The 23,858-nt window shown below is 65.2% G+C and carries 19 protein-coding genes and 1 tRNA gene; 15 read left to right on the top strand and 5 right to left on the bottom strand.

The annotated features are described in order from the left end of the window. The first annotated feature begins 8 nt into the window (after positions 1 to 8). The 9 genes from hisS (at position 9) to CCK87_RS09035 (ending at position 9,334) form a co-directional block, all read left to right on the top strand. Positions 9 to 1,292 (top strand): histidine--tRNA ligase, encoded by a 1,284-nt coding sequence (gene hisS, locus CCK87_RS09075; protein WP_086461051.1) that lies wholly within the window; start codon positions 9 to 11, stop codon positions 1,290 to 1,292. A 28-nt stretch (positions 1,293 to 1,320) separates the two neighbouring features. Further along, the gene (locus CCK87_RS09070; protein ID WP_249273799.1) at positions 1,321 to 1,764 is read left to right on the top strand and encodes a MarR family transcriptional regulator; all 444 of its coding nucleotides are present in this window, start codon (positions 1,321 to 1,323) and stop codon (positions 1,762 to 1,764) included. Between the two features lie 201 nt (positions 1,765 to 1,965). Next, a complete protein-coding gene (locus CCK87_RS09065; protein WP_086461049.1) occupies positions 1,966 to 3,567 on the top strand; it encodes an MDR family MFS transporter in 1,602 nt (533 codons plus the stop codon). 10 nt (positions 3,568 to 3,577) lie between these two features. Then, positions 3,578 to 4,033 carry a MarR family winged helix-turn-helix transcriptional regulator gene (locus tag CCK87_RS09060; protein ID WP_170927209.1) on the top strand — a complete coding sequence of 152 codons (456 nt, stop codon included), beginning with the start codon at positions 3,578 to 3,580 and terminating at the stop codon, positions 4,031 to 4,033. Positions 4,034 to 4,130: 97 nt separating this feature from the next. Beyond that, a complete protein-coding gene (gene eno / locus CCK87_RS09055; RefSeq protein WP_055854200.1) occupies positions 4,131 to 5,411 on the top strand; it encodes a phosphopyruvate hydratase in 1,281 nt (426 codons plus the stop codon). A gap of 26 nt (positions 5,412 to 5,437) precedes the next feature. Further along, on the top strand, positions 5,438 to 5,989 hold the full coding sequence (locus CCK87_RS09050; protein WP_086461047.1) for a septum formation initiator family protein: 552 nt from the start codon (positions 5,438 to 5,440) through the stop codon (positions 5,987 to 5,989). After that, positions 5,986 to 6,504, top strand: a complete 519-nt coding sequence (locus CCK87_RS09045; protein ID WP_086461046.1) for a DUF501 domain-containing protein — start codon at positions 5,986 to 5,988, stop codon at positions 6,502 to 6,504. Before CCK87_RS09050 ends, CCK87_RS09045 begins: the two co-directional genes overlap by 4 nt. Then, positions 6,501 to 7,766, top strand: a complete 1,266-nt coding sequence (locus CCK87_RS09040; protein WP_086461045.1) for a S8 family serine peptidase — start codon at positions 6,501 to 6,503, stop codon at positions 7,764 to 7,766. Before CCK87_RS09045 ends, CCK87_RS09040 begins: the two co-directional genes overlap by 4 nt. 38 nt (positions 7,767 to 7,804) lie before the next feature. Beyond that, positions 7,805 to 9,334 (top strand): FAD-dependent oxidoreductase, encoded by a 1,530-nt coding sequence (locus CCK87_RS09035; RefSeq protein ID WP_086461044.1) that lies wholly within the window; start codon positions 7,805 to 7,807, stop codon positions 9,332 to 9,334. 52 nt (positions 9,335 to 9,386) lie between these two features. Here CCK87_RS09035 and CCK87_RS09030 read toward each other — a convergent pair whose 3' ends face one another. Further along, positions 9,387 to 10,379, bottom strand: coding sequence for an alpha/beta hydrolase (locus tag CCK87_RS09030; RefSeq protein WP_086461043.1), 993 nt, complete (start codon positions 10,377 to 10,379; stop codon positions 9,387 to 9,389). A 60-nt stretch (positions 10,380 to 10,439) separates the two neighbouring features. On the opposite strand from CCK87_RS09030, the gene CCK87_RS09025 reads away from it, so the two are divergent. Further along, on the top strand, positions 10,440 to 12,275 hold the full coding sequence (locus CCK87_RS09025) for an alpha-amylase family protein (protein WP_086461042.1): 1,836 nt from the start codon (positions 10,440 to 10,442) through the stop codon (positions 12,273 to 12,275). A gap of 86 nt (positions 12,276 to 12,361) precedes the next feature. Beyond that, positions 12,362 to 12,438: transfer RNA gene (locus CCK87_RS09020), tRNA-Leu, on the top strand. A gap of 176 nt (positions 12,439 to 12,614) precedes the next feature. Here CCK87_RS09020 and CCK87_RS09015 read toward each other — a convergent pair. After that, positions 12,615 to 13,895, bottom strand: a complete 1,281-nt coding sequence (locus CCK87_RS09015) for an alpha/beta hydrolase (RefSeq protein ID WP_249273798.1) — start codon at positions 13,893 to 13,895, stop codon at positions 12,615 to 12,617. 365 nt (positions 13,896 to 14,260) lie between these two features. On the opposite strand from CCK87_RS09015, the gene CCK87_RS09010 reads away from it, so the two are divergent. From CCK87_RS09010 to CCK87_RS08995, 4 genes are read left to right on the top strand one after another with little or no spacing between them, the layout of a single operon-like run. Beyond that, a complete protein-coding gene (locus tag CCK87_RS09010; protein WP_086461040.1) occupies positions 14,261 to 15,571 on the top strand; it encodes an alpha/beta hydrolase-fold protein in 1,311 nt (436 codons plus the stop codon). Positions 15,572 to 15,581: 10 nt separating this feature from the next. Continuing rightward, positions 15,582 to 17,288, top strand: coding sequence for a TrkA C-terminal domain-containing protein (locus tag CCK87_RS09005; RefSeq protein ID WP_249273831.1), 1,707 nt, complete (start codon positions 15,582 to 15,584; stop codon positions 17,286 to 17,288). A 16-nt stretch (positions 17,289 to 17,304) separates the two neighbouring features. Next, on the top strand, positions 17,305 to 18,948 hold the full coding sequence (locus CCK87_RS09000) for a bifunctional aspartate transaminase/aspartate 4-decarboxylase (RefSeq protein ID WP_170927208.1): 1,644 nt from the start codon (positions 17,305 to 17,307) through the stop codon (positions 18,946 to 18,948). A gap of 35 nt (positions 18,949 to 18,983) precedes the next feature. Then, positions 18,984 to 21,044, top strand: coding sequence for a DUF2156 domain-containing protein (locus CCK87_RS08995; RefSeq protein WP_249273797.1), 2,061 nt, complete (start codon positions 18,984 to 18,986; stop codon positions 21,042 to 21,044). A gap of 46 nt (positions 21,045 to 21,090) precedes the next feature. On the opposite strand, the gene CCK87_RS08990 is transcribed toward CCK87_RS08995, so the two are convergent. The 3 genes from CCK87_RS08990 to CCK87_RS08980 all read right to left on the bottom strand — a co-directional run bounded on the left by CCK87_RS08990 (position 21,091) and on the right by CCK87_RS08980 (position 23,756). Then, a complete protein-coding gene (locus CCK87_RS08990) occupies positions 21,091 to 22,524 on the bottom strand; it encodes an alanine--tRNA ligase-related protein (protein WP_086461038.1) in 1,434 nt (477 codons plus the stop codon). Between the two features lie 21 nt (positions 22,525 to 22,545). Beyond that, the gene (locus CCK87_RS08985; RefSeq protein ID WP_249273796.1) at positions 22,546 to 23,307 is read right to left on the bottom strand and encodes a CPBP family intramembrane glutamic endopeptidase; all 762 of its coding nucleotides are present in this window, start codon (positions 23,305 to 23,307) and stop codon (positions 22,546 to 22,548) included. A gap of 77 nt (positions 23,308 to 23,384) precedes the next feature. Then, the gene (locus tag CCK87_RS08980) at positions 23,385 to 23,756 is read right to left on the bottom strand and encodes a hypothetical protein (RefSeq protein ID WP_086461037.1); all 372 of its coding nucleotides are present in this window, start codon (positions 23,754 to 23,756) and stop codon (positions 23,385 to 23,387) included. Positions 23,757 to 23,858 lie beyond the last annotated feature (102 nt).

The following is a 23,858-nucleotide window of genomic DNA, read 5'->3' as shown; positions in this document are numbered from 1 at the left end:
ATCGAACAATGGCTTCTGCAGTAACTCCTCCCCGTGGCATGCGCGATTTTCTCCCCGGCGAGAAGGCCAAGAGGGAGCACGCGCTCGGTGTGATCCGACGCAGCTACTCGGCTCACGGTTTCGACGAGATCGAAACTCCTGTCATGGAAGACATCCAGCGCCTTCACTCGGGTCTCGGCGGCGACAACGAGAAGCTGTCGTTCAGCGTGCTGAAGCGAGGCATCGAGCAGAGCGACCTCGATGCGGCGGCACAGAGCGACGACGCCCAGGTTCTGGCCGATCTCGGGCTGCGCTTCGACCTCACCGTTCCGCTCGCACGGTTCTACGCCACGCATCGCGCAGAGCTGCCGCCGGTATTCCGCAGCGTGCAGATCGCGCCGGTCTGGCGAGCGGAGCGCCCGCAGAAGGGCCGCTACCGCCAGTTCATGCAGTGCGACATCGACATCATCGGCGATGCCTCCTCGTTGGCGGAGGTCGAACTGATCTCGGCGACGCTCTCGACTCTCGACGCTCTGGGTCTCCAGGGCTGCACGGTGCGCATCAACGACCGGCGTCTGCTCATCGGCATGCTCGACCTCTTCGGTTTCCCGGCAGATCAGCACGACTTCGTTCTCATCGTCATCGACAAGATCGACAAGATCGGCACCGAGGGCGTCGTCGCCGAACTGCGCACCAAGGCTCCCCAGCTGGCCGAGGCGACCGATGCGCTCGAGGCATTCTTCCTGCGCCCGGATGCCGGAACGGCACCGGCCTTCGGGCGCGACGCCATCGCACGGTCGTTGCCCGAGGGCATCGACGCAGACGTGATCGCTCAGCTCTCGTCCATCGGCGACGCGCTGGATGCCGGTCGCATCCACTTCGACCCGTTCCTGGTTCGAGGCATGGGCTACTACACGGGCACCATCTTCGAGATCGCTCACCCCGACTTCTCGTTCTCTCTGGGCGGGGGCGGTCGCTACGACGGCATGATCGGACGGTTCCTCGGAACTGATGTTCCCGCGGTCGGATTCTCGATCGGCTTCGAGCGCATCGTCGATCTCGTCGATCTGCCCGACGAGCAGGCGACCGACTCGGTCGTGGTGCTGCACGATGCGGCGGCATCTGCGGTGCTGTTGCAGTCCCTGAAGACCGAGCTGATCGCATCCGGTTCTCGGGTGCGGCTGGAGCGCAAGGCCAAGAACGCCAAGCTCCAGCTCGAGCGACTCAGCGCTGCCGGTTTTGCGCGTGTCGCATCCGTGCAGCCCGGAGTCGAACGGTCCGCAGACCTGACATTCCGGTCGCTGGGGCACTAGAGCATAGCTGGGCTATACAATGAATCAAGTGAACAGCGAACTCAGCACCATTCTCGGCGACCTCGTATCGGTCACCCACCGTCTTACCCGCCTCGCTGCGCAGGCCACCGGCGATTCTACGTCTCCTGCCACCTGGCGCACGCTCAGCGTGCTCACCTCTTTCGGCCCCATGCGTCTCGGCGAACTCGCCAAGCACAGCCGGGTCAGCCAGCCCACCATGACCAAGATCGTTGCGAATCTCAACGAGCTGGAGTGGATCAAGCGCATCGCAGACACCACGGATGCGCGCGCGTGGCAGATCGCCGTCGCTCCGAAGGGTCAGCGCGCTCTGGCCGACTGGCGCGATCGCCTCGGTTCCACGCTGGAGCCCCTCTTCGAAGAGCTCGATCCCGACGACGTCGCCGTGCTCCAGCGCACGGTCGATCTCCTCGAATGCAGCATCGCGGTGCGCAGTGAGGTCGTCGCCGCCTGATCTGAAAGTCAGACGACGTGCACCGACCCTCGGAGAAATCCGGGGGTCGTTGTGTTTTATCAACTAGTTTGATATCGTTGACGCAAGTCAACTTTCTCCTCATCGACGAGCGGTGAGGAGTTTTCTTTTTCAGGAGCCCCTTTGTCTTCTCTCTCCACGGCCGAGTCCCAACCCGGCGCCGCTGCTTCAGCGCGGCCATCCATGACGCCACGGCAGACGCTGCAGGCCCTGTCGGGTCTCCTGCTCGGTATGTTCGTCGCCCTTCTCGCCTCGACGGTCGTGTCGAGTTCATTGCCCAAGATCATCGGCGATCTCAAGGGCAATCAGGCCGCGTTCACGTGGGTGGTGACGGCGACCCTGCTCGCTACCACCGTCTCGACGCCGATCTGGGGCAAGCTCGCCGACCTCACCAACCGCAAGCTGCTCATCCAGATCTCCCTCGTCATCTTCACGCTCGGATCGATCCTTGCGGGCTTCTCGCAAGAAACGGGAACGCTGATTCTCTTCCGCGTCCTCCAGGGGCTGGGCGCCGGCGGTTTGACCGCCCTCGTTCAGGTCGTGATGGCCGACATCATCAGCCCGCGGGAGCGTGGAAAGTACATGGGGCTCCTCGGTGCGGTCATGGCTGTCGCGACTGTCGGGGGACCGCTGGTCGGCGGCATCGTCACCGACTCCATCGGATGGCGCTGGAACTTCTACATCGCCGTTCCCTTCGCGGTCGCCGCGATCATCGTGCTGCAGCTGACGCTGAAGCTTCCCAAGGTGCGCAAGAAGGTCACCATCGACTACCTCGGCGCCGTGCTGATCGCCGCCGGTGTCTCCCTGCTGCTCATCTGGGTCACCCTCGCGGGCAACAACTTCGAGTGGAACTCGTGGCAGACCTACCTCATGGTCGGCGGCAGCGTCGCGCTGCTCGGTGCCGCCGTGTGGGTCGAGCTCACCGTGAAGGAGCCCATCATTCCGATGACGCTCTTCAAGAACCGCACGTTCACTCTCGCTGTCGTCGCCAGCATCTCTGTGGGCGTCGCCATGTTCGGCACCAGCGTCTTCCTCGGTCAGTACATGCAGTTGGCCCGTGGCGCCACCCCGACCGAGTCCGGCCTCCTGACGATCCCCATGATCGGAGGCGTGCTCGTCTCCTCGACCGTCATCGGCCAGCTGATCAGCCGCACCGGTACCTGGAAGCGCTACATGGTCGTCGGTTCGATCCTTCTCACCATCGGTGTCTCGCTGATGTCGACCCTGCGCTACGACACGAGTTACGTTCTCGTCGCAGTCTTCATGTTCATCATGGGTTCCGGTGTGGGCATGGTCATGCAAAACCTCGTGCTCGTCGTGCAGAACTCCGTAGACCCGCGCCAGCTCGGCGTGGCGAGTGCCTCGGTCGCATTCTTCCGCAGCCTGGGAGGCACGATCGGCGTCTCTGTCATGGGCGCGGTTCTCGGCACCCAGGTCGCTCAGTTCGTGAAGGATGGCCTGACGGGCCTCGGTGCGGCCGGCGCGCAGGCGGCGCAGGGCCTCAGCGGCGGAGCGATTCCCGATGTCAGTTCCCTTCCGGCTCCCGTGCGAGTGATCGTCGAGTCGGCATACGGCCACGCGATCGGAGATGTCTTCATGCTGGCCATCCCGCTCGCCATCGTCACCGTGATCGCGATCGCATTCCTGCCGGCCAAGCCGCTCGGAACCAAGACGGCTCTCGAGCAGATGTCGGATGCGCCCGCCGACACGATCGTCGCCGTGAGTGCCGACGAGGTCGCCGCGACGCCGCGCACCGACTCGATGCCTGCTGTGAAGGCCCGCTAATCTAATGGCTGTGACAGATCCCACGAACGTCGAGCAGGAGTTGCTGCTCGGCATCGAGGCCGGCATCGCCCAGCTCTTCCGCTCCGGACGATCGGCGCTGCGGGACTACTCGAACGGCTTCCATCCCGAGCTGCAGCCCACCGGTTTCAACATCCTGCGCATGATCTTCACGTGCGCCCCGGCCCAGGCGAGCACGATCATCCAGCAGACCGGACTCGACAAGAGTGCCGTGAGCAGGCAGATCAAGGTGCTGCGCGACCTCGGGCTCGTCGACACCCAACCCGATCCCCGCGATGGGCGCTCGAGCTTCCTGGTTCCGACGCCGCTGGCCGAAGAGCGCATGGAGGTCCTGCGTCAACGGGTGAAGAGCGATTACCGGCACAGGCTCGGAGAGTGGAGCGTCGATGAACTCTCCACGTTCTCTGCTCTCCTCGAGCGTTTCAACGCGAGCGACCCACGGGCCTGACACAGCCACGCGCATCCGGCGGTCGTTAGACTTGCGAGCGGACAGCGGAAGGCGCTCTCCATGCAAACCACCTTGCTCTGATAGAGGAGAAACACCAGTGGCATTGATCGAAGCTGTAGGCGCTCGCGAGATTCTCGATTCGCGCGGAAACCCGACCGTCGAGGTAGAGGTGCTGCTCGAAGACGGAATCGTCTCGCGCGCGGCCGTTCCCTCGGGAGCCTCCACCGGTGCGTTCGAGGCGTACGAACTGCGCGACGGAGACAAGAGCCGCTACCTCGGCAAGGGTGTGCAGAAGGCTGTCGCCGCTGTCATCGACGAGCTCGGCCCGGCCATCGAAGGCCTCGACGCGACCGACCAGCGCCTCATCGACGCCGAACTGATCAAGGTCGACGGCACCGAGAACAAGAAGCGCGTCGGCGCCAACGCCATCCTCGGCGTGTCGCTCGCCGTGGCGAAGGCCGCGGCCGACTCGGCCGACCTGCCCCTGTTCCGCTACGTCGGCGGCCCGAACGCGCACACGCTGCCCGTTCCGCTGCTGAACATCATCAACGGTGGATCGCACGCCGACAACGACATCGATGTGCAGGAGTTCATGATCGTTCCGCTCGGTGCGGAGTCGTTCTCCGAAGCACTGCGCTGGGGCGTCGAGACTTACCACTCGCTCAAGTCGCTGCTGCACTCGAAGGGCCTCTCGACCGGACTCGGCGACGAGGGTGGCTTCGCCCCCAACCTGTCGAGCAACCGCGAGGCTCTCGATCTCATCGCCCAGGCGATCCAGAACGCGGGCTTCACGCTCGGCAGCGACATCGCGCTCGCCACCGACGTCGCCGCGAGCGAGTTCTACAAAGACGGCTCGTACCACTTCGAGGGCAAGCAGCTCTCTGCGCTCGAGCTCACGGCGTACTTCGCCGACCTGGCCGCGAACTACCCGCTCGTGTCGATCGAAGACCCGCTGCAGGAAGACGACTGGGAGGGCTACCAGCACTTCACGGCCGAGCTCGGCTCCAAGCTGCAGATCGTGGGAGACGACCTGTTCGTCACCAACCCCGTTCGCCTGCAGAAGGGCCTCGACCTGGGCGCCGGCAACTCGATTCTGGTGAAGGTCAACCAGATCGGAACGCTCACCGAGACGCTCGACGCCGTCAGTCTGGCCCAGCGTCACGGCTACACCGCGATCCTGTCGCACCGCTCGGGTGAGACCGAAGACACCACCATCGCCGACCTCGCGGTCGCGACGGACTCGGGCCAGATCAAGACCGGAGCGCCTGCCCGCAGCGAGCGCGTCGCTAAGTACAATCAGCTTCTGAGGATCGAAGAAGAGCTGGGCGACGCCGCGTTCTACGCCGGTCGCACGGCCTTCCCCCGCTTCAAGGGCTAAGACCACCACCGAACGAAAGGCGCTCGATGCGCAAGCCGACACTGGGCGCGCCCCTCGGGGCCGCTTCGTCGGACGACGCGCCGAAGCCTCGGAATGCGCGTGCCCCCCGGGGTGCGCGCATTCCGCGTTCGCGCGGCGCCTCGTCCCAGCGGTACAGCTTCAGAGTCTCCGGCCTCACGTTCGTGATCCTGGGCGTGCTCGTGGTCTTCGTGATCGTTCTCGCGCCCGGACTGAGGCTCTACATCGAACAACGGCAGCAGCTCGCGTCGCTGCAGCAGGCCGTGATCGACAAGCAGACAGAGAACACCCAGCTCGACTCGCAGGTCGCCCGATGGAGCGACCCGGCCTACATCAAGGCGCAGGCCAGAGACAGGCTGTACTTCGTGATGCCGGGGGAGACGAGCTTCCTGGTGATCGACGACCAGGCGCCGACCGCGCCGGCCGACAACGCCCCGGTGACCACCGGCATCCAGAACACCAAGGTCGACTGGCTCGGCGCCATCTTCTCCTCCGGCGTCAATGCCGGTCTCAGCACGCAGACGCCCGAAGAACTCCAGAAATCCGGAACCATCCAGTGACGACACCCCCGTTCGACCCGCCCTCCGAGAAAGACGTCGCGACCGTCTCGGCACAGCTCGGACGCCCGGCGCGCAACGTGATCGGCATCGCCGCGCGCTGCGTCTGCGGCGCGCCGACCGTCGTGGCGACCAAGCCGCGGCTCGAAGACGGAACCCCGTTTCCCACTCTGTACTACCTGAGCCACCCCGCCGCCACAGCGGCCATGTCGGCCCTCGAGGCGACCCAGGTCATGGCCGAATTCCAGGATCTGCTGCCGAACGACGACGAGCTTCGCCAGCAGTACGAGTCGGCCCACACGACGTACATTTCTGATCGCGAGGGCATCGAGGTCGTCCCCGAGCTCGCGGGCGTCTCAGCCGGCGGTATGCCCGTGCGAGTGAAGTGTCTGCATGCCCTCGCGGGTCACGCGCTGGCGGCCGGCCCTGGGGTGAACCCGATCGGCGATCTCGCACTCGAGCGCGGGCGCTGGTCGCCCCTCGTGTGCGAGTGCATCGACTACGAGGCCACGGCATGACCGGGCGCCGTCGCACTTCACGCCTTCGGGTCGTGGCGGTCTCGGCGGCGCTCGCCACAGGCATCCTGGTGGCCGCACCTGTCGGGCCGGTGCAGACGGCGCACGCTGACACGGTGCGCAATGCCGAGTACTGGCTGGCCGACTATGGCGTTCAGGCGGCGTGGAACACCACGCGCGGTGCCGGTGTGACCGTCGCCGTGATCGATACGGGGGTCGACGGATCCGTGGCCGACCTCTCGGGGGTCGTGACCGGGGGAACAGACGTCTCCGGTGTCGGCTCGCCCAACGGCCAGACACCGGTCGGCGACGAGAATGAGCACGGAACGATGGTGGGCTCGCTCATCGCGGGCAGGGGCACAGGCCCGAACGACGGCGTCATCGGAGTTGCCCCGGAGGCGTCGCTCCTCTCTATCAGCGTGGCCCTGGGTGCCGGAGTCGTCGGAACCGACGACCAGATCGCCAACGCCGTGCGCTGGGCAGTCGACAACGGCGCCGATGTCATCAACATGTCGCTCACCCGCAACAGCCTCGACTGGCCTACGAGCTGGGATGACGCGTTTCTCTACGCGGCCGATCACGATGTGGTGGTCGTGGCCGCTGCGGGCAACCGCGGCAGCGGCACCACGGAGGTCGGAGCGCCGGCCACCATTCCTGGCGTGCTGACCGTCGCCGGCGTCGACCGCAACGGCGACGCCAGCTTCGACGCGTCGAGTCAGGGCATCACGATCGCCGTCGCGGCGCCTAGCGAACAGCTCGTGGGAGTCGTTCCCGGTGGCGGCTACGTGAGGTGGGCGGGAACGAGTGGGGCCACGCCGATCGTGTCTGGACTCGTCGCGCTCGTCCGCGCGGCGCATCCCGACCTCGATGTGGCCGGCGTCATCAATCGCATCGTGAGCACGGCCACTCCGAAGGGAGAGCCGGTACCCGGGCCCATCTATGGCCACGGGCTCATCAACGCCGAGGCTGCGGTCACGGCAGACGTGCCGTCGGTGACCGCTAATCCCATGGGATCGCTCAAAGACTGGGTCGCCACCTACAGGCCATCGCCGGATGCCTCGGGTGCGGGCCCGAAGCCGATCGCGGCCTTGGAGACCGGCGACCCGGCGAAGACGGCTCAACCGAAAGCATCCTGGTGGCCGAGCGTTGCTAAACTGACCATGAACGGAATTCCCATCGCAGTGATCTCCGTGTTCCTGATGCTCTTCGCGATGATCGTCACAGCAGCAGTGGTGCATGTTCGGCGCGTGCGGCGCAGGGAGTAGATTAACTACAACACCTTCCCCCTAGGAGAGCTTTCACTGTGCCCAGAATCTTGATCGTCGGCGGCGGCTACGCCGGTTTCTACACCGCATGGAAACTCGAAAAGTGGCTCCGGCCAGGCGAGGCAGAGGTCACCGTCGTCGACCCGCTTCCCTACATGACCTACCAGCCCTTCCTTCCCGAGGTCGCCGCAGCGTCCATCGAGCCCCGTCACGCGATCGTGCCGCTGCGCCGTCACCTCAAGAAGACCGCCATCGTCGCCGCGAAGGTCACCGGCATCGACCACGCGTCGAAGACCGCGACCATCACGCCCAACATCGGTGAGCCGTACGAGTTCGCCTATGACCAGATCGTCGTCACCGCCGGTTCGGTTTCGCGCACGTTCCCGATCCCGGGCGTCGCCGACGAGGCCATCGGACTCAAGACCATCGAAGAGGCCGTCGCCATCCGCGACCGAATTCTCACCAACATGGACAAGGCGGCCAGCCTTCCGGCGGGCCCCGAGCGCGACCGGCTTCTGACCGTCGTCGTCGTCGGTGGCGGGTTCGCTGGCATCGAGATCTTCGCCGAGCTGCGCTCGTTCGTGAGCGGCCTGCTGAAGCAGTACCCCGAGATCGCATTCGAAGACACGCACTTCCACCTCATCGAGGCCATGGGTCGAATCATGCCCGAGGTCTCGCTGCCCACGAGCCTCTGGGTCATCAAGAACCTGGCCGAGCGCGGTGCCCAGATCCACCTCGATACTCAGCTCAAGTCGGCCGTCGGCGGAGTCATCGAGCTCTCGACGGGCGAGAGCTTCGAGTCCGACACCATCATCTGGACCGCCGGTGTCATGGCGAGCCCGATGCTGAAGGGTACCGACCTGCCCATCGAGGAGCGCGGCCGACTCAAGGTGCGCCCCGACCTCCGCGTCGGCACCGCCGACGAGATCGTTGCAGGCGCATGGGGCGCCGGTGACGTGTCGGCTGTTCCTGACCTGTCGGGTGGTGGCGTCGGCGGCTTCTGCGTGCCGAACGCCCAGCACGCCGTTCGCCAGGGCCGCCTGATGGCCAAGAACATCGTCGCCGATCTGCGCGGCGAGGCGCTCGTCGAGTACAACCACAAGAACCTCGGAGCCGTCGCCGGCCTCGGTATCGGAGTCGGTGCCTTCCAGTCGGGCAAGATCGCCGTCAAGGGCCTGCCCGCGTGGTTCATGCACCGCGGCTACCACGGCCTCGCGATGCCCACGTGGGAGCGCAAGATCCGCGTCATCGGCAACTGGGTCTTCAACTTCGTTCTGGGACGCGACATCGCCTCGCTCGAGGCTCGGGTCACCCCGCGCGCCGCGTTCGAGACGTTCGCGTCGCGCCCCCGTCCGGCTGCCGACGCGCCCGCTCCGGCACCCGCCGCGGCTGCTGCAACGGCACCCGCTACGTCGTCGATCACCTCCGCGCCGACCGAAGCGGCACCGACCGTCAAGAAGGCGGCCGCCAAGCGCGCGCCCGCCAAGAAGTCGGCCGAGAAAGACCTGCCGTCGCCCGAAGGCGCTCCCATCATCGCCGGTGGCGGAGACCCCGTCGACACCAAGTAGTCGCATCGCCTCGAAGCGCCCGTTCCCTCGCGGGAAGCGGGCGCTTCGTGCGTTAGGCCGACGTCGTGTCGGTGTCGTTCATCGACTCGGCGTGCATGGTCTTGCCGCGCGCGATGGTCTCGTCGTCGTCGGTGAGGATTCCGACCGTCTCAGTGACCCGGCCCGCGATGCCCTTCACGGCATCTGCCGGGGGTTTCTCGTCTTCGGCATCGGGGATGTCGTCTGCCGACAGGTCGTAGGTGCGCAGCGTGTCGTCGTCCGTTCCCGGATGCTCCGCGAACGCCACGCAGAGCCTCGCGACCTCCTCGGCGTGCGCGTGCATCACCGAGTGCGCGGAGTCCGGCATCTCCCAGCTGCGCGAGTGGGGGAGGAGGCGGCCGACGCGTGTGACCCATCCTCGTGGCGCTACAGCGTCGTGCTCTCCGCGGATCACCAGGGTGTTCGCCTGAATCAGAGGGAGCCGGTCTTCGAGGGGAAAGGTCATCATGCGCGGCAACACGCGGAAGAACCACTTGAAGCCGCAGAGCAGGTAGGAGCTGACGGCCAGGAGCTTGACCCGGCCGGGTTCGTGCCACGCCGATTGCAGAAAGCGAATCGCCTGAGTGGGGATCCGCCGCTCAGCCGCATTGACCACAGGGCCGATCAATACCAGGGTCGTGATCTCAGGACGACGCGACGCGAGATCGCTGACGATCTGCGTGCCCATGGAGTGGCCGACGACGATCGGATCGACGAGCCCGAACTCATCGATGACCCGGCTCACGAGGTCGGCGTAGCCCCGGATGCTCAGGGCCGAGCGCGGATGCGGCACGCCCGCGAATCCCGGCAGGTCGAGAGCGTGCACGGGGCCGAAGCGGTTGAGATTCGGTGCGAGGCGCTCGAAATAGTTGCTCGAGACGCCGATTCCGGGAACGAGGACGAACGGCCGGTCTCCGGTCTTGCCGATCGTGCTCACGCGCACATACAGATCACCGTCGTAGACCCGATCGACAGTGACCTCGGTGGAGGAATTCGTCTGGGGTTCGGATCGGCGCGACGCATTCATTTTTAGAGGCTACTAAGGAGTGATCGATAGAGTGCTGGAAGTGTATTCGAGGGAGAGACGATGACGACAGGGCAGGAGCGGGAGTTCCGGCAGCGGCTGGACGCCGAGTACCCCCGGCTCGAGTCTCTGTTCACCCGCATCTACGGCGACTCGCCTGCGGTCGCCGACCATCTCGCATCCCTCGTTCGTGAGCTGACCGAGTCGTGGCAGTCGCGGCCTGCCGATCTGCGTCGGCTCGACGAGAAGCGCGAGGCGGAGCCGGACTGGTTCCTGTCGAATCGCATGCTGGGAGGCGTCTGCTACGTCGATCTCTACGCGGGCGATCTCTCGGGAATCCGCGATCGCATCCCGTACTTCGTGGAGCTCGGGCTCACGTACCTGCACCTGATGCCGCTGTTCCTCGCGCCGAGCGAGAACTCCGACGGCGGTTACGCGGTGTCGAGCTATCGGCAGGTGAATCCGTCGCTCGGCACGATGCAGCAGCTCACCGAACTCGCGGCCGAGCTGCGTTCGCACGGCATCTCGCTGGTGATCGACTTCATCTTCAATCACACCTCGAACGAGCACGAGTGGGCACAGAAGGCGCTGGCCCGTGACCCTGAGTTCGAAAACTTCTACTGGATCTTCCCCGATCGCGAGATGCCCGATGCCTACGAAGAGACCGTGCGCGAGATCTTCCCCGACGATCACCCCGGCTCCTTCGTGCAGCTCGACGACGGCCGCTGGGTGTGGGCGACGTTCCACTCGTTCCAGTGGGATCTGAACTACTCGAATCCAGCTGTCTTCCGGGCGATGGCGGGGGAGTTGCTCTTTCTGGCGAACTCCGGCGTCGATGTGGTGCGCATGGACGCGGTGGCCTTCATCTGGAAGCGGCTCGGCACGACCAGCGAGAACCTGCCTGAAGCCCATCTGCTACTGCAGGCGTTCAACGCCGTGTGTCGCATCGCCGCTCCCTCGCTGCTGTTCAAGTCGGAGGCGATCGTGCACCCCGACGAGGTGGCTCAGTACATCTCGCCAGACGAGTGCCAGCTCAGCTACAACCCTCTGCAGATGGCGTTGATCTGGAACTCGCTCGCCACCCGCGAGGTCGGCCTCCTCTCACAGGCGCTCGAGCGTCGCCACGCGATCGCCCCGGGCACCGCGTGGGTGAACTACGTGCGCAGCCACGACGACATCGGTTGGACTTTCGCCGACGAAGACGCTCGCGAGCTGGGCATCGACGGCTTCGACCATCGACACTTTCTGAACTCGTTCTACGTCAATCGCTTTCCTGGCAGCTTCGCGCGCGGGGTCGCCTTTCAGGAGAACCCGAAAACCGGGGATGCGCGCGTGTCCGGCACGACGGCATCCCTCGCCGGGCTGGAGGCCGGCGACCCCGAGGCCGTCTATCGCATCGTGCTGGCGCACTCGATCATTCTGAGCACGGGAGGAATTCCGCTGCTCTACCTCGGAGACGAGGTGGGGCAGACGAACGACTACGGTCAGCTCGAGGTTGCCGGTCACGGCGATGACAGCCGCTGGGTCGGTCGACCGCGCTACCCGGCCTCGCGCTACGCCTCGAGACAGGATGCGACGACGGATGCCGGCGCCATCTACCTCAGGCTGCGTCACCTGATCGCGGTGCGGCAGGCCACGCCGGAGTTCGCCGGGGGAGACCTCGTGCCCTTCGGCACGAACAACCCGCACGTGCTGGGCTATCAGCGCACTGGTCGCCACTACGGAGTGCCGTCGACGGTCGTTGTACTCGCCAACTTCGCCGACACGTCGCAGACCGTGACGCAGGAGACCCTGGCGGGGCTGCCGCCGACGGCCGACGACCTCGTCACGGCGAGCACCGTCGACCTGTGGACCGATCTCGTGCTGGAGCCGCACCAGTTCCTCTGGCTGCGCATCTGACGCTCTGCGCTGGTCGAGTAGGTCGCGCAGCGACCGTATCGAGACCAGACCCACCTCGAGAATCGGTAGTCTCGATGGTGACCTAAGCCCCCATAGCCCAATCGGCAGAGGCAGACGACTTAAAATCGTTTCAGTCAGGGTTCGAGTCCCTGTGGGGGTACCAGATCGACCCCTCTGCATCCCAGTAACAGCGCGGAAGTTGACGATTTTCGGCCAGGTCGAGAGACGGTTATGCCCACAATCTGACGTTATCGACGTTGCTGACACCGGACGGAAGACTGGATTTCTGGGACTCGTCGGTCGCGCGACACTACCGCCGAGCGAACTGGATGACGCCGTTCAGGTCCTGGAAGGTGGGCACGGATCGGTCCGAATTGATGTGGCAGGCGAGGACTCGAGCAGTATGGCGCCCAACTCAGGGCCCGTCGTGAAGTCGCACTGCACTCGAACGCCGCCATCGGACGGTTCGACCCGTGATTCCGATGGCTGCGTTGTCGCCTGGGCCGTGTTCCACAGCGACTGCGTGCCGTTGTCGAGGTATCCGAAGTCGGTCATGTGCTCGGAATAGAGCCTGATTCGCTCGGCCGGGTCGGGATACTTCGTCCACGCTGCTGAGGTCGGATCATCGTTGTATGCCGAGTGCAGGATAGGGGCGTGTTCGGTCACCCCGAGGAGCCCGGCTAGGGAATTGCCATCGACATCGATGACTGTCGCACCGAAGATCGGCGACCGGGGGTCGACCCTTTCGATGCGTCCGAGGCCGGCTTCCTCATCCTGTACGGCTTCCCCGGCGTAGACGCGATCGACTTTGAGGTTCGCGCTCGTACCGATCCGCTTCTCGACGCCGGCGGAGCCGAGCATCACGAAAACAGACACTCCAAGATCGTCACCAAATAGCGCGTCTGCAACCATCGTCGAGCCGTAGGAGTGCGCAATGACATCGATCGTGTCGAGACCCGTCCCCTGCCGGGTCGCCGTGAGGGCCTTGACGTCGGACGCGAATCGGGGTGCTCCCCGTGCGGCGAATCCGCCGAGGGTCGCCTCGATGCCGGGAGGAGGGGTTTGGTAGCCGATCCAGGCTATGACCGATCGGTGGCCGGGGGCGCCGGCGCGACCTTGCGCCTTGTACACGTTCTCGGCTGCGTTGGTCCAGAGCTGCATGTCCGACGTATAGGTGCCCATGCCGGGCACGACAAAGGTCGCCTGTTCGGCCGCGTCGAGGTCTCCGACTGCTATCGACGCCAAGGGTGGTTCGTCGTCGGTCAGTGAGATCAGGTATCGGGAAGGGGTGGGATGGCCGCGCAAGGCTCCTCGAATTGCCGTGAGCGCGGCGAGTTCAAGGCCGGCGTCCGTGTCACCGGGGTTCTCCGCGACTAAGCGACTTGCTGCACCGATCCGCTCCGCCAGATACTGTCGATTCGCGGTGTCGCGTGAGGTGTAATCGACACCCTGGAGGTTGCCGACCACTTGGGGCGCCGAATCGATCATCTGCGCTTGCTTCTCACGTGGGTAGCCATCCCACCATTCGGCGACCACATCGGGTCGTAGATCAAGCACCTTGATGACGAGGTCAGGGTGATCCGCCAGATAGGCGTCGGCAGCTTTCTCGGGCAGGCTCATCAATTCGACGAGGTCGGAGTCCGGTGCCACGGGATCGTATCCCGGACCCATGCCGACGGCCGCGGCGACGACGACGGCGCTCACCACAAGCCCTACCGCACGACGCGATGCTCGTCGCATCCCCATCACCACACCCTCCGCCCCGGTAGGTCGTGAGCCCCCCGGATCGTCGTAGAACAATTTTAACCGACCTGCCGTGCGGAGACAATGAATGTCAATGCGGAATCAAGACATTTCCAAACTATCCCGCATTTGTTACTGTCGGGCAGAAGCACGGGACACACTCGAGAGGGGCACGAGATGGACCCGACGACCGCCCAGCGCAGCAGCTCGCTCAACTTGGGCGCGCGGCCCGGTGGCAGGGCATGAACGACCTCCTCAGCCTCAGCCTCCTCGATGGTCCTCTGGTCGTCGCGGTCTTCGCGATCGCCGCAGTGGCGTTTCTTCTGCTCATCACCATCCGGCCGAGTCGACGGTGGCGGCGGCCGCGCTGGATTCTGGTCGCCGTCATCGGTGCAGTGGCGGGCGCTGCCCTTGGCGTGGGACTGACCTGGTCGCTGTCCGACGACCTCGACCTCTTCGGTGTCGACCTCACCCCGGTCTCCCGCACCTGGATCGCTGGCGGCTTCGCAGGTATCGGGGTCGCCCTGGCATCGCTCTGGCGTTCGACGTGGCGCCGGGTGATCGCGGTGATCCTCTCGGTCGTCCTCTTCGTCGCGACTTCGGCGATGGGTATCAATATCGACTTCGGGCAGTACCAGACGGTTCGCAGTGCCTTGGGTCTCAGCACCTACACGGGCTCGCGTCTTCCCGAGATCGCACGGCCCGATCCCGACACGCAGCCAACAATCGCGGGCTGGACCGCACCCGCGGATCTGCCCAAGGTCGGGGTGGTCGGCGAGGCGACCATCCCGGCCACGGTGTCTGGCTTTCCCGCGCGCCCCGCTGTCGTGTATCTGCCTCCGGCAGCCCTCACCTCGAACCCGCCGAAACTGCCCGTGCTCATCATGCTCTCAGGCCAACCGGGCAGCCCGCCGGCGCCGCTCGAGACGGCCAAGCTGCAGCAGAGTCTCGACGCGTACGCAGCCGCGCACCAGGGACTTGCTCCGATCGTGGTGTCGCCCGATCATCTCGGCGACCCCTCGAGCAATCCGATGTGCGTTGATTCTCCCTTGGGCAATTCGGCGAGCTACCTCACGGTCGACGTGCCGGAATGGATCCGCTCGACCCTTCCGGTGCTCGATGACCCTGGCGGCTGGGGGATCGGCGGACTGTCGCAGGGGGGAACCTGCTCCATTCAGTTGGGTGCCGCCCACCCGGAACTCTTCAGCGTGATTCTCGATGCCTCGGGGGAGGAGTTCCCGACCTTGGGTGACAAGCAGACCACGATCGATCAGGGGTTCGGCGGAGACCCAGCTGCCTACGCGGACGCGTATCCGGCGGCGATCATGGCCGCGCACGCCCCGTACACCGACACGTTCGCCGTGTTCGGCGTGGGCAGCAACGACAGCGGCTTCCTGCCGGGCGTGCAGAAGCTGTACGCCGACGCGAAGGCCGCCGGGATGACCGCCACCTACATCGAAGCGCAGGGCAGCGGTCATGACGCGACCACCTGGTCATACGTCTTCGAAAAGGGGCTCGGGCTGATCGCGGATCATTGGAAACTAGGGGGTTAGGGTGAACGTGATGCAGGGGGCGCACGACACGCTTGTGGCACATCCGGAGATCGTCGTGTTCGCGACGCTCGGCCTGGGCTTTCTGCTCGGCAGGGTGACCGTACGCGGTATCGGCCTGGGAACGGTGACCTCGACACTGCTGGTCGGCGTGATCTTCGGGGCCGTCGTCGGGGGCGACCTTCAGGTGGCGCCCGTCATGCGGCAGACCTTCTTCCTGTTGTTCCTGTTCTCGCTCGGCTACAAGCTCGGCCCGCAGTTCGTGTCGGGGCTGCGTCGAACAGGCCTGCCGCAGGCCGTCTTCGCCCTGCTGATGGCTGCCGTCGGATTCGCCACGGCGATCGGCATCAGCCTCGTGCTCGGTTTCAACCCCGGGGTTGCAGCCGGGCTGGCCAGTGGCGCGTTGACGCAGTCCGCAATCATCGGCGTCGCCCAGGATGCCATCTCGGGCCTCCCGGCCGATGGCGCGACGGTGCAGGCCTGGAGCGATCTCGTTCCGGTCGCCTACGCCGTCACCTACATCTTCGGAACGCTCGGCGCCGCCCTCTACATCTCCTTGCTCGCCCCTCGCCTCCTCGGGATCCGGGACGTGGCGGCAGCCTCACGGGATCTCGAGTCGCGGCTCGGCTTCACGGAGGAGCTGGCCGATGTCACGAGCGCCTATCCGAAGGTCGTCCGCCGCGCATATGAGCTGAGTCGGTCATTCGCATCCACGTCGGTGCGCGAGTTCGAGGCCGGGGTCGCGGCGAGCGCCGTATCCGGACTGTACGTCGCACGGATGCGGCGGGGCGGCGGCATCATCGATCCCGGCCCCGACGATGTGCTGTCGGCTGGCGATGTCATCGTGGTGGCCGGTCCTCCGGCCGTTCTGATCGAGCGCCAGCTCGTGACGACGGCTGTCGAGAGGGCCGATGAGGAGCTCCTCGATTTCCCTCTCGAGGAGCTCAGCATCGTCGTCACCAAGAAGAACGTCATCGGGATGACCGTCGCCGATATGAGGAAGCATCCGAGGTCCCGTCGGATCTTCCTCACCCGGATCACCCGCGGCGGCCAGCCGATCCCCGTCAGGCCGGATACGGTTCTCCGCTCCGGCGACGAGCTTCGCGTTCAAGGTCCTTTCGAGCTTCTCGAACGGGTGATCCCGCTTATCGGCCAGCCGGAACGAACCGATCCCAAGACCGATATCGTCACGATCGGCCTCGGTATCGCGGTCGGCGCCCTGATCGGGATACCGACCCTTGTCGTCGGAGACATCCCCCTCTCGCTCACGTCGAGCGTCGGGGCGCTTCTGGTGGGGCTGCTGCTCGGATGGCGGCGGTCGAAGCGCCCCACGTTCGGGCAGATCCCGCCAGGCGCCCAATGGTTCTTCGAAACCGTGGGACTTGCCATGTTCGTCGCGATCGTCGGCATCGATGCCGGACCCGGATTCATCGAGGGCATCCGTGACTACGGCGCCGGCCTGCTGCTGGCCGGCGTGGTGGTCACCCTGGTCCCGCTGATCGTCATGACCGTGCTCGGGCGGTACATGTTCCGCAAGACGGAACCGGTGATCATTCTCGGCATGCTCGCGGGTGCCCTGACGACGACGGCGGCCGTAGGTGCCCTGCGCGAGAAAGCCCGCAGCAGCATCCCCCTTCTCGGGTTCACCATTCCCTACGCCGTGGGGAACATCGTTCTGACCATCGGCGGCGCCGTCGTCGTCGCCGTCATCGCCGCCTGACACGAAGGAGCCACTCATGCCGATGTCCAGCATCTCCCGCGAGCAGATAGCCCGGCTGCAGACGTTGTCGCCGTTCGAGCTGAAGGCCGAGCTGCAGCGCATCGCCGGAGAGCACGAATCCCGCACCGCATTCCAGATGCTCAATGCCGGTCGCGGAAATCCCAATTTCATCGCGTCGACCCCGCGCGAGGCCTTCTTCTCGCTCGGGCAGTTCGCCTTGACCGTCAGTCGCGAGAACAGGGAATGGGATCGCGAGCTGATCGGAGTCCCCGAGAAAGACGGCATCGCCGACCGGTTCTCGCGATGGCTCACGGAGAACGAGTCGCTGCCCGGAACCGATCTCCTGCGCCGCACCCTCGACTACGGCATCGACAGACTCGGGTTCTCACCCGACTCGTTCGTCTGGGAGCTGGCGGACTCCGTGATCGGGGACCACTATCCCGAGCCCGATCGGATGCTCCGGCACGCCGAGGCGATCACTCACCGGTACCTCGTGCAGGAATTGTGTGCCGGTATCGAACCCGCGACACCGTTCGACCTCTTCGCCGTCGAGGGCGGAACAGCGGCGATGTGCTACATCTTCGACTCGCTGATCAAAAATAAGATCCTCTCCAAGGGCGACCGGATCGCGATCATGACGCCGATCTTCACGCCCTACCTCGAGATCCCTCATCTCTCTGACTACGACTTCGACGTCGTGCACCTCGCCGCGAGCGACGTCGACTCCCGGGGCGTGAACCTCTGGCAGTATCCCCGGAAGGAGATCGATCGTCTGCGCGATCCGTCGATCAAGGCGCTCTTCGTCGTCAATCCCTCGAACCCGCCGTCGGTGCGCATCTCAGACGACACGATGGAGCAGCTCTCCACCGTGGTGCGCGAGCACAATCCCGCGTTGACGATCATCACCGACGACGTCTACTGCACCTTCATCGACGGGTTCCGCTCGCTGTTGAGTGAGCTTCCTCGCAACACCATCGGTGTGTACTCCTATTCGAAGTACTTCGGCGCGACAGGGTGGCGCCTCGGCGTCGTCGCCGTGAACCAGGACAACATCTTCGACGAGAAGATCGCGGCGCTCGGTGAAGACGAGGCCGAGGAACTGGACCGCCGGTACGGGTCGCTCTCGCTCGAGCCCCGCGGCATCCGCCTCATCGACCGACTCGTGGCAGACAGCCGATCCGTCGCCCTCAACCACACGGCCGGCCTGTCGCTGCCGCAGCAGTGCATGATGCTGCTCTTCTCGTCCTACTGCGTCCTCGACACCGAGAACCACTACCGCAAGGCCGTTCAAGGCTTGATAGAGCGGCGGCTGACCATGCTCACCGACGGTATGACCGTGACGTTCCCGGACGACCCGAATCGGGTGGGCTACTACGTCGAGCTCGACCTGCTCGGTTACGCGCGCAGGCACTGGGCCCCCGAGTTCGCTGACTTCCTCGTGGCCAACTACGAGCCGACCGACATCCTGTTCCGACTCGCAGAGCAGACCGGCATCATCCTGCTCAACGGCGGCGGGTTCGAAGGACCGGAGTGGTCCATCCGGATCTCGCTCGCCAACCTGCGCGACGTGCAGTACGCGCAGATCGGCAAGAGTGTTCGTGCGGTGGCGATGCAGTATGTCGACGAGTGGCAGAGCGCCCTGTCGGGAAGAATGACGTGAACGCGAACACTCTCTCGAGACTCAGGAGGCGCGACGTGACCTTGTCTGTCCGATCCGTCATCACCCGCATACCTGCGACGCTCAGTCTGGTCGCCGTCGTCCTCGTGGCCGGGGTAGTCGGCCAGGGTCTCTGGGTGCCGACGCCGCAGCAGCCGTGGTGGGAGTCCGTCGCCTATGGGCTGCCGGCATTTCAGGAAGGCCGTTGGTGGACGCCGATCACGGGTACGTTTCTGGTCATCCATCCGTGGGCGTATCTCATTGCGATGGTGGGCTTCGTTTGGGTCGGGCTGCTGGAATGGCGACGGGGGAGCCGGGTCGCGCTGGTCTACTTCGGGGCCGGCCAACTCATCGCCATCCTGGCCACAGCCGCGTTCCTGTGGGGCGCGAGCCTGCTTCCGTGGCCGTGGGTCATCGAACTCGCGGGCATGCTCGACGTCGGCCCGTCCGGCGGAACCATGGCGTGCTTCGCGGCCTGCGTCAGCCTGTTCCCGTCTCCGTGGCGTCAGCGGGGATGGCTCATCGTCGTCGGCTACGCCGCTATCGGTGTGTTGTTCTTCGGCACGCTCGCCGATATGGAGCACGTGGTTGCCGTCATCTTCGTGCTCGCCGTCGACAGGTCGTTCCATATCGAACGGGCAAGTATCCGTGAACGGAGGCTCCTGGCCTTCGCCACGAGTCTCGCCCTCGGGGTCATACAGGTATTGACGCTGCTGTTGCCGACAAATGGACCGTTCGGCCCGACGGTGCCCGGAAACGGCCCGTGGCTGGAAGCCACCATCGATGCCGTGGTGATCCTCGTCGTGACCAACGGCCTGCGGCTCGGCCGCCACTGGGCATGGGTGCTCTCCGTCATCTGGGCCGTTGTGAACGTCGTCATCGCCGCGTTGTATCTCGGGTTGTCATTTGTGGACCCCGTGGAGCTACCGCTGGGCCTGGGCGATGTCGATGTGTTCTTCGCGACGGCGGTGCTCTGGGCCGCATTCCTGCTGTACCTCATCGCGACCCGACATGCTTTCCACTCCCACCGGCGGCGGCCGCTCGGTGCCGGTACTGATCCTCGCGGCGACACGGCTCCCACCGCCGACGACGCGCGGCAGATCATCACGCAGTACGGCGGTGGCAGTCTGTCGTGGATGGCGACGTGGGAGGGCATGGAGTACTTCCGGACCGAACAGGGAATCATCCCGTATCAGAAGCACGTCGGCGTGGCACTGGTGCTCGCCGACCCGCTCGGGCCTGAGTCCGCGGCGGCAGCGAGCATCGCCGAATTCGTCGGCGCGGCCGAGCGCGATTCCCTCATCCCGTGCTTTTTCAGCTCGAGCCAGCACACCCGCGACAGTCTTCCCGACGGGTGGCGTGACCTGATCATCGCCGACGACACTATCGTCGATCTCCCCGGCCTGGCCTTCACGGGCAAGAGTTGGCAGCACGTCAGGACGGCGATCAACAAGGCCGACCGTGAGGGCATCACGTTCCGCATGACCACCTTGGCGGAGGAGTCGTGGGGGATTCGCCAGCAGCTGCGCGCCATTTCCGAGTCGTGGGTCGGTGACAAGGATTTGCCGGAGATGAGGTTCACGTTGGGCACCCTGCAGGAGGCGGAGGACCCCGAGGTGCGGCTCGCCCTCGCCGTGTCGCCCAACGGAGACATCGACGGCTTCCTGAGCTGGCTGCCGATCTACGGGCCGGAGGGAACGCACACGGGCTGGACTCTCGATCTGATGCGGCGGCGCGAGGGCGGTTTCGGTGCGGTCATGGAGTTCTTGATCGGGTCCTCGGCGCGCACCTTTGCCGAGGAGGGCGCGTTGATCGTCTCGCTGTCTGGTGCACCGCTGGCTCATCAGGCGACCGACGACGAGGGCACGATCGCGCACCTGCTCGGCCAGCTCAGCGGCATCCTCGAACCGGTCTACGGGTTCTCGTCGTTGCATCGGTTCAAGCAGAAGTTCAATCCGCGCACGGAGCCGATCTATCTCCTTTACCGCGACGAGGGCGACCTCACCCGCATCAGTGCGGCGCTGACCCGCGCGTTCCTGCCCAATGCCACCCTGCGTCAGTTCGCGGGTGCCGGCATCGACATGCTTCGCCGCGAGTGACCGGATGCGGCAGGGCCGCGCGGTCGGCCCGGCCCACGGCCGGGTGTCAGGCGGGTGCGCTGCCGCCTGGCAGGCCGGCTGCGCCGAGCCGTGTGGCACCGCGCGAGCGGGCGCGCTGCTCCTCCAACGCGGCGGCGAAACCCGACTCCCAGTCCTCGACCACGTCGATGCCGAGGCGCCGAGCCTCTTCTATCGAGAGCTCCTTCGGGAATCCGTGGGTGTCGGAGAGGCGGAACACGTCGAGCCCGGTCAATGTCGACCCCTGGTACTCGGCGAGGGCGCGGAGCCCGCTCGTGAGAGTGCGCCGGAACGCGGTCTCCTCTTTTACGAGCACGGCGATGACTTCGTCGCGCGAGGCGGCTACCTCGGGGTAGTCCGCGGCGTACAGGTCGGCGATCACGGGAACGACCGTGGAGAAGAAGTTCTCGGACAGACCCAGCGAGAGCGCGAATCGGATGGCGCGGCGCAGCAGGCGTCGCATCACGTAGCCCTGCTCCTTGTTCGACGGGCGCACGCCGTCGACCGCGAGGAACGTTGCCCCGCGGAGATGATCGGCGATGATTCGCATCGCCGCCGTCTCGTCTTCGTAGCGGCGTCCCGTCAGCGCTTGCAGTGACTCGATGATGGGCCAGAGCAACGAGATGCGGAACACGTCGTCGGAGCCGATCGATGCTGCTGCGATCCGCTCCAGGCCGCCGCCGAAGTCGACGTTGCGCTTGGTGAGTTCCTCGAATGAGCCGTCCTCGCGGCGGCGGTACTGCATAAAGACCTGGTTGCCGATCTCCATGAACTGCCCGCCGTCGCTGGCCGGATGTGCCAGGCCGTACGACGCATCCTGATGCTCTGCGCCGAAGTCGTAGAACACCTCGCTGTCGGGCCCGCAGGGGTCGCCGATCGGCGTGCCCTCGAGCGATCCGCCTCGCGACCACCAGTTCTCGCCGCCGTCGTAGAAGAAGATTCGTTCGCCCGGCTTGACGCCCCGAGCGTCGCCGTCTGCCTGCGAGCCGATCTCGGCCACACCGTTCGAGACGCCGCGCTCAGCGAAGACTGCGGCCCAGATGGATGCCGCCTCGTCGTCGCGTGGGATTCCGTTGGCCGGATCGCCGATGAAGCACGTGACGTAGATCCTCGAGGGGTCCAGGCCGACCACGTCGACCAGGAAGCTGTAGAACTGGCGGATCTGCGTCTCTTTGAAGTAGTCGCCGAGTGACCAGTTGCCGAGCATCTCGAAGAACGTCGTGTGCCGGTTGTCGCCGACCTCGTCGATGTCCTGCGCACGCACGCACGGCTGGCTGTCGGTGAGACGCACGCCAGCCGGATGCTCCTGCCCCAGCAGGTAGGGCAGCAGCGATTGCATGCCGCTCCCGTTGAACAGGGTAGAGGTGTCACCCTTCGGAACCAGGGGCGCCCGCTCGATGACGGTATGCCCCCTCTCCTCGAGGTACGTCAGATACGAGTTGCGGATTTGCCGAGCGTCCATACTTTTAGGCTTTCACATCGGTCATGCGTTGGTGCGCTCGTTCGTGCCTCGGATGACGAAGGCGACGCTGATGAGGGCGAGGGCGCCGGCAATCAGCTCGATGGTGGCCCCGATGCCAGCGAGTGGTCCTGGGGTGCCGTGGGTGATTGCGAAGGTGGAGAAGTCCCAGAGTCCGTGGAGCACCATGGCCCAAATGAGGGTGCCTGTGACGCGGCGGACGATATAGAAGACCGTTCCGGCTATGAAGGCGAAGACGACTTGCTGGATGGTTGGGCCGAGCGCTTGGCCGTTGGTGGCGTTGAGCAGGTGCATGACTGCGAAGAGGGCGGAGGTCAGTAGCCAGACCCAGACTTCGCTGAGACGGCTGCGAAGGGCCGTGAGGAGAAGACCGCGGGTCGTGAGCTCTTCTGTGAAACCGACGAGCAGGATGACGAGCGAGGCCGCGAAGAATGCCCCGTCGTAGGCCGCCCAATCGGTGGAGATGAGGTTGAAGATCAAGGCGATGGCCATCAGAATCGGTGCGATGATCGGCCAGCGCACGCTCCGGTGACGGTCGAAGAGGGCGGGCTTCCACCAGCCGAGGAGACTGGTGGTGATCGCAAGCAGGACCGCGGCGATGATGAGGGAGAGGCCTCCGCCGAAGAAGAGGTTGCTGCCACTCTCGCCGAGTTCGTCGTAGCGCACCCCGGAGAGGGCTTGGATGCTGTAAACGACGACGGCGTAGCCGACGTAGATCACCAGACCGATCCACACCTTCGGTCGAACCCTCAAAGTCTCACTCATCGGACTTCCCCTCTTCCTTGCTATTCGTTGTGTTTCCTCGCCGAGTTGTGCGGCCACTTCTTCGTGGCCCTGGGTATCTATCGGCTGAAGTAGGCATTCGACTTCGATGTATAGAGCAACACAAGCCCGATCAGGGCGACGATCGCCGCGAGGATCGTGGCGATGAAGTTCGCGGGGTGAGCAATGAACTGAACAATCGCGGAGATGAAGGAGAACACGAAGGAGATAGCGACCAGGATCCGAGCGATGTTGCTGCCGCCGAATAGCGCGAAGGCGACCACGAAGGAGGCGACGCCGACGACTATTGCGATCCAGGCGGTCTCGTTCGAAATTCCTTCCGGGTTCAGTACTCCGGTGAGGACCAGAATTCCGGAAACGATCTGAAGCACTGCGCCGATCCACGCGAGTATTGCGATGAGAACGACGCCGCCCGGACGCTGACCAACCATGACTGCTCCCCCTAGCAATTCCTGATCTCTTCTCGACCTGCCCTGTCTACTACTTCTCTGAGCGACGGAGCCGGTGGGTTCATAGTAGACGGATTTGGGACA

Source organism: Agreia sp. VKM Ac-1783, from assembly GCF_900177765.1.
Taxonomy (GTDB): domain Bacteria; phylum Actinomycetota; class Actinomycetes; order Actinomycetales; family Microbacteriaceae; genus Agreia.
This window is presented reverse-complemented; position numbering and strand designations above follow the sequence as displayed.